Consider the following 9717-nt stretch of genomic DNA (forward strand, 5'->3'; position numbering starts at 1 on the left):
CGCTCACGGATGGTGACCGCACCGTCCTCCAGCGAGTCGAAGTCGACCGTCACGCAGTACGGCGTGCCGATCTCGTCCTGGCGCCGGTAACGACGGCCGATCGCACCCGCGTCGTCGAAGTCGACGTTCCAGGACTGCCGCAACTCGGCGGCCAGGTCACGGGCCTTGGGCGACAGGTCGGCGTGTCGCGAGAGCGGCAGCACCGCGGCCTTGACCGGGGCCAGCCGCGGGTCGAGTTTGAGCACGGTCCGCTTGTCGACTCCGCCCTTGGCGTTGGGCGCCTCGTCCTCGGTGTAGGCGTCGACCAGGAAGGCCATCAGGGAACGGGTCAGGCCGGCGGCAGGCTCGATCACGTACGGCGTGTAGCGGGTGTCGGTGGCCTGATCGTAGAACGACAGGTCGACTCCGGAATGCTTTGCGTGCGTGGACAGGTCGAAGTCGGTGCGGTTGGCGACACCCTCCAGCTCACCCCACGGGCTGCCCGCGAAGCCGAACTTGTACTCGATGTCGGTAGTGCCCGCGCTGTAGTGCGACAGCTTCTCCAGCGGATGCTCGTAGAGACGCAGGTTCTCCGGGTTGATGCCCAGGTCGACGTACCACTGCAGCCGGGTCTCGATCCAGTACTTGTGCCACTCCGGCGCCGTCGACGGCTCGACGAAGAACTCCATCTCCATCTGCTCAAATTCGCGGGTGCGGAAGATGAAGTTGCCCGGGGTGATCTCGTTGCGGAAGCTCTTGCCGATCTGGCCGATGCCGAACGGCGGTTTGCGGCGCGCGGTGGTCACCACGTTGGCGAAGTTCACGAAGATGCCCTGGGCCGTCTCCGGGCGCAGGTAGTGCAGCCCTTCCTCGCTCTCGATCGGGCCGAGGTAGGTCTTGAGCATCATGTTGAAGTCGCGCGGCTCGGTCCACTGCCCCTTGGTGCCGCAGTCCGGGCAGGCGATCTCGTCCATGGGCACGGCGTCGGGATCCGAAAGACCCTTCTTCGCGGCGTAGTTCTCCTGCATGTGGTCCTGGCGGTGCCGCTTGTGGCAGTTCAGGCATTCGACGAGCGGGTCGTTGAACACGTCGACGTGGCCCGAGGCCACCCAGACCTGGCGCGGCAGGATGATCGCGGAGTCCAGGCCCACGACGTCATCGCGGCCGGTGATGACCGAACGCCACCATTGCCGCTTGATGTTCTCCTTGAGCTCGACACCGAGTGGCCCGTAATCCCACGCCGATTTGGTGCCGCCGTAGATCTCGCCGGACTGGAAGACCAGACCCCGGCGTTTGGCGAGGTTCGCAACGGTGTCGATGATCGAAGCCACGGTGCAACAGACTAGCGACCGAGGACCACGCACCGATAATCCGCCGAGACCGCCGGCACGGTTGACATGCATCAACCCGCATGTATTCTGGCGTCTAATGAAAACCATTTCCAGTTTAGCCGACGGAGCGCACGAGCACGCCGGCATACCGGCACCGGCATTGCCGCCGCGCGAGATTCTGGACACGGCCGGCGAGCTGCTGCGCGCCCTCGCCGCACCGCTGCGAATCGCGATAGTGCTGCAACTGCAGCAGTCGCAGCGGTGTGTCCATGAGCTCGTCGATGCCCTCGAAGTGCCGCAGCCCCTGGTCAGCCAGCATCTGCGGATCCTCAAGCAGGCCGGGGTGGTCGCCAGTGAGCGGGCCGGACGCGAGGTCCTCTACCGGCTCGTCGACCACCATCTGGTGCACATCGTGGTCGACGCGGTCGCCCATGCCAGCGAGGACCGGAGGTGACCGGCGCGACCCGCTCGACCCGGCAGCGGGCGGCCATCGCCGACCTGCTGGGCGAGATCGAGGAGTTCCGGTCGGCGCAGGAGCTGCACGACGAGCTGCGCCGCCGCGGCGAGGGCATCGGCCTGACCACGGTGTACCGCACGCTGCAGAACATGGCCAACGTCGGTGCGGTGGACACCTTGCGCACCGACACCGGTGAATCGGTGTACCGGCGCTGCTCCGAACACCACCATCACCACCTGGTCTGCCGGTCGTGCGGTTCGACCGTCGAGGTGGACGGGGGTGCCGCCGAGGTGTGGGCCGATCAGGTCGCCGCCGAGCACGGCTTCTCCAGCGTCAGCCACACCATCGAGATCTTCGGTGTGTGCGGCGACTGCGAGGGGTCAGACCGCTAGCTCGCGCACCAACGCGAACACGGTCTGCCCGGTCAGCGGCGCCAGCTCGACATCGCCGGGCGCGTACGGGTCGATCCACGCCAGCTCCGCGATCTCGGCCGCCGGACGCGGCTCGCCGTCCAGGTCGACCAGGTAGAGCAGCGCATCGACGAGGTGACCGGGTTCGTTGGCCGCCACCGCATCGTGTCGCCCCAGCGGCCGCACCGTCGACCGGTCGACATCGACGCCGAGTTCCTCGCGGACCTCCCGGGCCAGCGCCCGCAGCGGCTCCTCCCCCGGCTCGATCTTCCCGCCGGGCTGCATGAACGACGATGTGCCGCGCTTGCGGACCACGAGCACCCGGTTGTGCTCGTCGCGGACGACGGCCGCGACGATGCGGATGACCGGCCGGTTCACGACATCAGGTCCCGGCGCACGTCCGCCCCGGTCGCCAGCACCAGCAGGATCAGCGTGCGCAACGCATCGTCGGTCAGCCCGGCGGCCGGAAAGTTGTAACGCAACATCACATCGGCGACCTTCTTCGCCGGCCGCTTGCGCGCCCCGCCCTTGGGCGTGGCGCCGTTGGTTGGGGTCTCGACCAGCTTCTCGACCAGCACCACCGTGCCCAACATGGTCTTACTGGCATGCGCCGAAACCCGCTCGCGAATCTTGTTGTTGAGCGCCAGATCCCAGGCCAGCGGCTGGGTCAGCGACACCATCTCCAGGCCTTCGGCGATGGTGACCACCCGCACCGAGGCGACCGAGCCGTCGACGGTCACGGTCAGGGCATCGTCGGGTTCCTCGACGACCGACATCACCTCGCCGAGCACCGAGGACAGCCGCTGTAAAAGATCGGTCATCGGACACCCCCTCTCACGCGCGGCCGAAGCGCCGGTTGCGGTTGACATACTCCTCGCAGGCCGCCCACAGGTCGCGGCGGTCGTAATCCGGCCACAGCTTGTCCTGGAACACGAACTCGGCGTAGGCGGCCTGCCACAGCAGAAAGTTGCTGGCCCGCTGCTCCCCCGAGGTCCGGATGAACAGGTCCACGTCGGGAATGTCGCTGCGGTGCAGGTGTTTGGCGAACGACGCCTCGCTGATCCGGCCCGGATTGATCCGGCCCTCGACCGCTTCCTCGGCGAGTGTCCTTGCCGCCTCGACGATCTCGGTGCGCCCGCCGTAGTTCACGCAGTAGTTGATGGTGATGACGTCGTTGCCGACCGTCATCTGCTCGGCAATGTCGAACTCCTTGATGACGCTGCGCCACATCCTGGGCCGCGACCCGACCCAGCGCATCCGCACACCCATATCGTTGAGGTTCTCCCTGCGACGGCGCACCACCTCGCGGTTGAACCCCATCAGGAAACGCACCTCCTCGGTGCTGCGCTTCCAGTTCTCGGTGGAGAACGCGTACACCGTGAGGTGTTTGACGCCGATCTCGATGGCGCCGCAGGTGATGTCGATGAGCACGGCCTCACCCATCTTGTGCCCCTCGGTGCGGCCCAGCCCGCGCTGGGTGGCCCAGCGGCCGTTGCCGTCCATCACCACCGCGACGTGGTTGGGCACCTGATCGGCCGGGATCTGCGGGGCGGATTCCTTGGAGGTGTGCTGGGGCGGGCGGGCGAAGCGGCCGTTGGTTCCGGCCGGGATCGGGGGGAAGACGACCGGCCAGGTGGATTTGTCCGGAAAGGTCGGATAGTCCTCAGGCGCCGGGGGCAGCTGTGGGTAGGTGGATTTGTCCCGCTTCCCGTCCTGCTTCGAGTCCCGCTTCAATGCCATGCGGCATATCCTGCCCGACCGCCGCCGCCCGCTGGGCAGCGACCGTGCGATCGATCCGGTACGCCCGCTCGACCAGAGGCAATGTCCGCAGCTGACGCTCCAGATGCCATTGCAGATGGGCGGCGATCAGCCCGCTGGCCTGGCTGCGATGCCCCGACGAGGTGGTCTCGGCGTACTCCCAGTCCCCGTCGTGCAGGGCCGCCATCAGCTCGAGCACCTGCTGTGGCGGGGTGCTGGACCCGCTGGGCCTGCAGTGCACACACACGCTGCCACCGGCCGCGACGTGAAACGCCCGGTGCGGGCCGGGGGCGGCGCACCTGGCGCATTCGGTCAGCGCGGGCGCCCACCCGGCGACCCCCATCGCCCGCAGCAGGTACGCGTCGAGTACCAGCTCACGGGCCCTGGCCCCGTCAGCGATGGCCCGCAGCGCCGCCACCGTGAGCCGGTGCAGGTCAGGCATCGGTGCCCGCTCCTCGCCGGCCAGCCGCTCGGCGGTCTCCAGCATCGCGCACGCACTGGTGTAGCGGCCGTAGTCGCTGACGATGTCGGCCGCGAACGCGTCGATCGCCTGGACCTGGGTGACGATGTCGAGATTGCGGCCCGGGTGCAACTGCACGTCGATGTGGGCGAACGGCTCCAACCGGGCGCCGAACTTACTGCGGGTACGCCGCACCCCCTTGGCCACCGCGCGCACCAACCCGTGGTCGCGGGTGAGCAGGGTGACGATCCGGTCTGCCTCGCCGAGCTTGTGCTGGCGCAGCACCACCGCACGATCCCGGTACAGCCGCATCGTGACAGTGTCGCATCATGGCGGGACAGATACCGTTATGCACCGCCGATATTCTCGAAAGTGATGGGCAAATCCACGACTAGCGACTCGACTACTTCTCATTCTTCGACCGTTTTCCCCACCCTGACCAATCAGCTGTACCAACTCGCCAGCGGCGCAATCACTTCTGAGGAACTGGTACGGCGGTCCCTGCAGGCGATCGCCGCCAGCCAGTCCACCCTCAACGCCTTCCGGGTGGTGCTCACCGAGCAGGCGCAGGCCGACGCCGCCAAGGCCGACCGGGCCAGGGCGTCCGGCCAACAGCTGCCGCTGCTGGGCATTCCCATCGCGATCAAGGACGACGTCGACGTCGCCGGGGTACCCACCCGGTTCGGCACCACCGGGCGGGTCCGCGAAGCCACCGCCGACGCCGAGGTGGTGCGCCGGTTGCGGGCCGCCGGCGCGGTCATCGTCGGCAAGACCAACACGTGCGAGCTCGGGCAGTGGCCGTTCACCGGTGGCGACGGCTGGGGCCACACCCGCAATCCGTGGTCACGCAAGCACAGCCCCGGCGGCTCGTCGGGCGGCAGCGCGGCGGCCGTCGCCGCCGGGCTGGTGACCGCGGCGATCGGCTCCGACGGTGCCGGCAGTGTCCGCATCCCCGCGGCCTGGACCCATCTGGTCGGGATCAAACCGCAGCGCGGCCGGATCTCCACCTGGCCGCTGGCCGAGGCGTTCAACGGGATCACCGTCAACGGCGTGCTGGCCCGCACCGTCGCCGACGCGGCCCTCGTGCTCGACGCCGCCTCCGGCAACGCCGAGGGGGACCTGCACACGCCTGCGCCGATCCAGGCTGCCGACAACGTGTCGCGGGCGCCGGGTCCGTTGCGGGTGGCGATGTCGACGAAGTTTCCGTTCAACGGGTTCCCGGCCAGACTGCATCCCGAGATCCAGGCCGCGTTGCGCGGCGTCGCCGACCAGCTCGGCCAGCTCGGCCACAGCGTGGTGGAGAAGGACCCCAACTACAGCCCGCGGATGTCGTGGGATTTCCTGTCCCGCTCGACCGCGGGCCTCCTGGACTGGGCGGAGCGCCTGAACGGGTCGGCCCACACCGTCGATTACGACGAACGCACCGTGGTCAACATGCGGATCGGCCGGTTGCTGTCGGAGAACGCGCTGCGCAAGGCCCGCACCAACGAGGCGCGGATGGCGCGGCGGATCGGGTGGATCTTCAACCTCGTCGACGTCATCATCGCCCCGACCACGGCCCAGCCGCCGCCGCTCACCCACGAATACGACCGCCGCGGCTGGTACTCCACCGAACGCCGTACCATCGCGGCCTGCCCGGTGACCTGGCCGTGGAACCTGCTGGGCTGGCCATCGATCAGTGTCCCGGCCGGGTTCACCTCCGACGGGCTGCCGATCGGTGTCCAGCTGATGGGCCCCGAAGGCAGTGAACCCCTGCTGATCTCACTGGCCGCCGAGCTGGAGGCGATCACCGGCTGGTCGGCCCGCCAGCCCGAGGTCTGGTGGAACACCCCCGACGACCGCGATGTCACGCGGGCGGCGGCCGCCGTCGACGGGATGCGACGACGGCCGAAGGCGCTAGAACCCTAGCCGCCCCAGCTGTTTGGGGTCGCGCTGCCAGTTCTTGGCGATCTTCACCCGCAGGTCCAGATAGACCTTGGTGCCGAGCAGCTTCTCGATCTGGGTCCGGGCCGCGGTCCCGACCTCGCGCAACCGGGCCCCGCCCTTGCCGATCACGATGCCCTTCTGGCTGTCGCGCTCGACGTAGAGGATGGCGTGCACATCGATGAGCGGATCATCGTCCGGCCGTCCCGGTCGTTCGGCGACCTCGTCGATCACCACGGCCAGCGAGTGCGGCAGCTCATCGCGCACGCCCTCAAGGGCGGCCTCCCGGATCAGCTCGGCCATCAGCACTTCCTCGGGCTCGTCGGTGAGCTCACCGTCGGGGTAGTAGGCCGGGCCGGGCGGGAGCTGCGCGACAAACACATCGGTGAGGACGTCGAGCTGCTCGTCGGCCGTCGCCGACACCGGCACGATCTCGGTGTCGGGCCCGACGAGTTCGCTGACGGCCATCAGCTGGGCGGCGACCCGGTCCCTGGGCACCTTGTCGATCTTGGTGACGACCGCGATCAGGGTGGTCTTCGGTGCGACGGCGCGGATCTGCTGGTGGATCCACCGGTCACCGGGGCCGATCGCCTCGTCGGCCGGAATGCACAGCCCGATCACGTCCACCTCGGAATAGGTGTCCTTGACCAGATCGTTGAGCCGCTGCCCGAGCAGCGTCCTCGGCCGGTGCAGTCCGGGGGTGTCGACCAGAATGATCTGGAACTGCTCGCGGTGCACGATGCCGCGGATGGTGTGGCGGGTGGTCTGCGGACGGTTCGAGGCGATCGCCACCTTGGAGCCGACCAGCGCGTTCGTCAGCGTGGACTTACCGGTGTTCGGCCTGCCGACCAGACACACGAAACCGGAACGGAACTCGGTCATCGCACTCCCCCTGTCGCCGAAACTGCGGGCAGATCGCGATCCACGTCGGAAACGCGATCTGGGCGCAGTCTCGACGGTGTCACGTCGGGTTTCCCGCCCGGTCGGTCACGATCACCGCGGCATCGGACGAAAGTTCGCGTACCGCAGCCACACCCGCGTCCCCGACCGAGCCGCCCACCAGCACCGCGGCTTCCAGACCCGTGGCCCCGCTGGACACCGCCGCGGCCACGGCCGCCTGCAGCGGTGTCAGCCGCAGCGCGGTCAGCGCCACCGGCGCACCGGCGTAGGTGCGTCCGTCCTGATCGCGCACGGCGGCCCCCTCCGCGGCTTCGGCCCGGCCCATCGCGCCGCGGGCCAGCACCACCAGCTTCGCGTCCTCGGCCTGCAGTTCAGTCATCGGTATCTCCTCGTTCGCCGGGTTCGGTGGGGCTGACCAGCACGGTGCCGATGCGCACCCGTCCGCGGTGGTCGGGTCCGCCCTCGGCACGCAATCTCAGCCCGTCCCAGCTCACCTCGGCGCCGGGGAGCGGGACCCGGCCCAGCTCGAGCGCCACCAGGCCGCCGACGGTGTCGACGTCGAGATCCTCGTCGAGATCGAGCCCGTACAGCTCGCCGAGATCCTCGATCGGCAACCGGGCAGACACCCGGTACCGGTGCTCGCCGAGATCCTCGACCGGCGCCACCTCGTCGGTGTCGTACTCGTCGGCGATCTCCCCGACGATCTCCTCCAGCACATCCTCGATCGTGACCAGCCCGGCGATCGCCCCGTATTCGTCGACCAGCAGCGCCATATGGTAGCGGTCACGCTGCATATCGTTGAGCATCTCGTCCAGCGGTTTGGAGTCCGGGACGAATACCGCCGCGCGCATCACCTGCGCGACGGTGGTGTCACGGCCGCCGTTGGTCGAGTAATACGTCTGCTGCACAAGGTCTTTCAGGTACACCACACCGACGATGTCGTCGACGTTCTCGCCGACCACCGGGATCCGCGAATGCCCGCTGCGGACCGCCAGCGATGTCGCCTGGCCTGCCGTCTTATCGCTCTCGATCCACACCATCTCGGTGCGCGGCACCATCACCTCGCGGGCCGGGGTGTCGCCGAGTTCGAACACCGACTGGATCATCCGGCGTTCCTCGTCGGCGACCACACCGCGCTGCTGGGCCAGGTCGACCACCTCGCGCAGTTCGATCTCGGAGGCGAACGGCCCGTTGCGGAATCCCCGGCCGGGGGTGAGCGCATTACCGATCAGCACCAGCAGCCGGCTGATCGGCGTGAGCAGCACCGAAATCGCCTGCAGCGGAAGGGCTGCGATCAACGCGATGGAGTAGGCGTTCTGGCGACCGATGGTGCGCGGGCCGACGCCGATCGCGACGAAGCTCGTCACGACCATGATCGCGGCCGCCGCGAACAACCCCCACGACACCCCGAGGTGGCCATCGAGGAAGGCCACCAGCGACACCGTGGCGCTGACCTCGCAGATGATCCGCAGCAACACCACGAGGTTGATGTAGCGGGGCCGCTCGGCGACCACCCGGCCCAGCCGGGCCGCACCGGGACGTTCGTCGCGAACCAGTTCCTCGATCCGCGCGATCGAGACGGTGGACAGCGCCGCATCGATCGCCGCGAACAGCCCCCCGAATCCGACCAGGACGATCGCGCTGATCAGTGGTACGAATCCGGTCATTCGTCGAAGTATCGGGATTTGTCGAGCAGCCGCCGGTCTTTATCGCTCTGACGATCGGCGTGGTAGGCCTGCACCTGATCGGCCACCCATTCCTCCAGCAGCTGACGCTGCAGGGCGAACATCTCTTTCTCCTCGTCAGGCTCGGCATGGTCGTATCCCAGCAGGTGCAGCACCCCGTGCACGGTGAGCAGCGCCAGCTCCTGTCCCAGCGAATGCCCGGCCCTGGCGGCCTGCTGTTCGGCGAACTCCGGGCACAGCACGATATCGCCGAGCATGGCCGGACCGGGCTCTGGGGAATCCGGGCGCCCGCCGGGTTCCAGCTCGTCCATCGGGAAGCTCATCACATCGGTGGGGCCTGGCAGGTCCATCCACCGCATGTGCAGATCGGCCATGGCGGCGTTGTCCAGCAACACCATCGACAGTTCGGCGGCCGGATGCACGTCCATCTTGGCGATGACGAACCGCGCGACGCTGATCAGCTCGTCCTCGGAGACGTCGATGCCGGACTCGTTGGAGACCTCGATGCTCATGATCGCCGCGGCCGCCCACTCGAACGGCGCTGGGCCCGGTTGAGCAGTCCCGGCTCCTCGTGCCGGGCATAGGCGTCGACGATCTCGGAGACCAGCCGGTGCCGGACCACGTCGGCGCTGGTGAGCTCGGCGAAGTGGATATCGTCGATGCCGTCGAGAATCTGCATCGCCGCGCGCAGCCCCGAGGTGGCGCCGCCGGGCAGGTCGACCTGGGTGATATCGCCGGTGACATGTCCGGGCTGAGCGGGCTACGGCCGGCCCGGGTGCGTCGCACGATCGCCAGCAACGTGTCCAGCGCGGGC

Annotated in this window: 12 protein-coding genes and 1 pseudogene; 3 read left to right on the forward strand and 10 right to left on the reverse strand. The window is 68.4% G+C overall.

Annotated features, from left to right (window positions below; translation table 11 throughout):
- A partial coding sequence (locus ACWDTP_RS34420; RefSeq protein WP_450027704.1) for a glycine--tRNA ligase occupies positions 1 to 1310 on the reverse strand: 1310 nt, incomplete at its 3' end.
- A 97-nt stretch (positions 1311 to 1407) separates the two neighbouring features.
- Between ACWDTP_RS34420 and ACWDTP_RS34425 the strand changes: the two genes are divergently transcribed.
- Both ACWDTP_RS34425 and ACWDTP_RS34430 read left to right on the forward strand, forming a co-directional pair.
- Positions 1408 to 1764 carry an ArsR/SmtB family transcription factor gene (locus tag ACWDTP_RS34425; RefSeq protein ID WP_450027705.1) on the forward strand — a complete coding sequence of 119 codons (357 nt, stop codon included), beginning with the start codon at positions 1408 to 1410 and terminating at the stop codon, positions 1762 to 1764.
- Positions 1761 to 2159 carry a Fur family transcriptional regulator gene (locus tag ACWDTP_RS34430; RefSeq protein WP_450027706.1) on the forward strand — a complete coding sequence of 133 codons (399 nt, stop codon included), beginning with the start codon at positions 1761 to 1763 and terminating at the stop codon, positions 2157 to 2159. Before ACWDTP_RS34425 ends, ACWDTP_RS34430 begins: the two co-directional genes overlap by 4 nt.
- Here the strand turns inward: ACWDTP_RS34430 and ACWDTP_RS34435 are convergent.
- Genes ACWDTP_RS34435 through recO form a run of 4 tightly spaced genes read right to left on the reverse strand, consistent with a single transcriptional unit; the run spans position 2148 to position 4707 of the window.
- On the reverse strand, positions 2148 to 2555 hold the full coding sequence (locus ACWDTP_RS34435) for an NUDIX hydrolase (protein ID WP_450027707.1): 408 nt from the start codon (positions 2553 to 2555) through the stop codon (positions 2148 to 2150). The genes ACWDTP_RS34430 and ACWDTP_RS34435 overlap by 12 nt on opposite strands.
- Positions 2552 to 2998, reverse strand: coding sequence for a hypothetical protein (locus ACWDTP_RS34440; RefSeq protein WP_450027708.1), 447 nt, complete (start codon positions 2996 to 2998; stop codon positions 2552 to 2554). Before ACWDTP_RS34440 ends, ACWDTP_RS34435 begins: the two co-directional genes overlap by 4 nt.
- Positions 2999 to 3011: 13 nt before the next feature.
- Complete coding sequence (locus ACWDTP_RS34445; RefSeq protein ID WP_450027709.1) at positions 3012 to 3917, reverse strand: decaprenyl diphosphate synthase; 906 nt, start codon at positions 3915 to 3917, stop codon at positions 3012 to 3014.
- Positions 3841 to 4707, reverse strand: a complete 867-nt coding sequence (recO, locus tag ACWDTP_RS34450; RefSeq protein WP_450027710.1) for a DNA repair protein RecO — start codon at positions 4705 to 4707, stop codon at positions 3841 to 3843. Before recO ends, ACWDTP_RS34445 begins: the two co-directional genes overlap by 77 nt.
- A gap of 63 nt (positions 4708 to 4770) precedes the next feature.
- Here recO and ACWDTP_RS34455 point away from each other — a divergent pair, with 63 nt between their 5' ends.
- A complete protein-coding gene (locus ACWDTP_RS34455; RefSeq protein ID WP_450027711.1) occupies positions 4771 to 6303 on the forward strand; it encodes an amidase in 1533 nt (510 codons plus the stop codon).
- Here the strand turns inward: ACWDTP_RS34455 and era are convergent.
- From era to ACWDTP_RS34480, 5 genes and pseudogenes are all read right to left on the reverse strand, one after another.
- On the reverse strand, positions 6292 to 7200 hold the full coding sequence (gene era / locus ACWDTP_RS34460) for a GTPase Era (RefSeq protein ID WP_450027712.1): 909 nt from the start codon (positions 7198 to 7200) through the stop codon (positions 6292 to 6294). The two genes, ACWDTP_RS34455 and era, sit on opposite strands and share 12 nt — an antisense overlap.
- 79 nt (positions 7201 to 7279) lie before the next feature.
- Positions 7280 to 7597 (reverse strand): cytidine deaminase, encoded by a 318-nt coding sequence (locus tag ACWDTP_RS34465; protein ID WP_450027713.1) that lies wholly within the window; start codon positions 7595 to 7597, stop codon positions 7280 to 7282.
- The gene (locus ACWDTP_RS34470) at positions 7590 to 8885 is read right to left on the reverse strand and encodes a hemolysin family protein (protein WP_450027714.1); all 1296 of its coding nucleotides are present in this window, start codon (positions 8883 to 8885) and stop codon (positions 7590 to 7592) included. Before ACWDTP_RS34470 ends, ACWDTP_RS34465 begins: the two co-directional genes overlap by 8 nt.
- The gene (gene ybeY, locus ACWDTP_RS34475) at positions 8882 to 9415 is read right to left on the reverse strand and encodes an rRNA maturation RNase YbeY (RefSeq protein WP_450027715.1); all 534 of its coding nucleotides are present in this window, start codon (positions 9413 to 9415) and stop codon (positions 8882 to 8884) included. Before ybeY ends, ACWDTP_RS34470 begins: the two co-directional genes overlap by 4 nt.
- A pseudogene (locus ACWDTP_RS34480) lies at positions 9412 to 9645 on the reverse strand (PhoH family protein); the annotation flags it as partial. The gene ybeY and the pseudogene ACWDTP_RS34480, both read right to left, overlap by 4 nt.
- Between the last annotated feature and the right edge of the window lie 72 nt (positions 9646 to 9717).

This window comes from Mycobacterium sp. NPDC003449 (genome assembly GCF_053588415.1).